The following is a 661-nucleotide window of genomic DNA, read 5'->3' as shown; positions in this document are numbered from 1 at the left end:
TGTAGTAAATCGTGTTGATGCGATTGTTATGCTTCATTCAGTAAAGTTTCAATTCTTTTAATAACTTAACTGCTGCATCTTTTGGCTGTATATCACTCGTATCTACTGACGCATCATATTTCATAAAATTATGAACCAACGGATATTCCGACTCAGCTAAACCTATTGCACGGTCACCACGCGCTAATTCTCGTCCAACACAGACATCTAATCTACACATTACCTTTACTCGCACTACGTTAAATCCACTTAAAGACTTTTCTAATGCATTAATTTCGTCTTCATTTATCCAAGCATTATCAATAATAAGTCTACAACCAGCTTCTAATAGCCCTTTAACACAATTATGATAACCTTCTGTTAATTGACCATAATCATACCCAGAACGGCTTATAGGATCCCCTACTATCATTCTTTTGAGATCTGTTGGTGGTAAAGCATATAAAACACTATCAATACTAAAATTTAAATATTGTATCGATAACAATTCTTGTAACTCTTTGGCTAAGCTAGTTTTACCAGAGCTTCCTGTTCCATTAAGCAAAATCATATCCGGGTACATAGTAAGATTCCTTTCTCAAAAGAGGCATAACGCCTGCATAACACGTTTACTACTATGCAATTATACTTAAAATTGACGCCTTAAAACGAGAAACACCCG

The 661-nt window shown here is 35.1% G+C and carries 1 protein-coding gene; it reads right to left on the bottom strand.

The genetic code is table 11. The annotated features are described in order from the left end of the window. Positions 1–37 precede the first annotated feature (37 nt). On the bottom strand, positions 38–562 hold the full coding sequence (locus tag A6E03_RS17915; RefSeq protein ID WP_065601432.1) for a chloramphenicol phosphotransferase CPT family protein: 525 nt from the start codon (positions 560–562) through the stop codon (positions 38–40). Between the last annotated feature and the right edge of the window lie 99 nt (positions 563–661).

It is taken from the genome of Aliivibrio sp. 1S128, from assembly GCF_001691065.1.
Taxonomy (GTDB): Bacteria; Pseudomonadota; Gammaproteobacteria; order Enterobacterales; family Vibrionaceae; genus Aliivibrio.
The sequence above is the reverse complement of the archived record's forward strand: the minus strand, read 5'-3'. Positions and strand labels throughout refer to the sequence as shown.

Coding starts and splice junctions, on each gene's coding strand:
- A6E03_RS17915 (WP_065601432.1), bottom strand. CDS start 562: ATGTACCCGGATATGATTTTGCTTAATGGAACAGGAAGCTCTGGTAAA.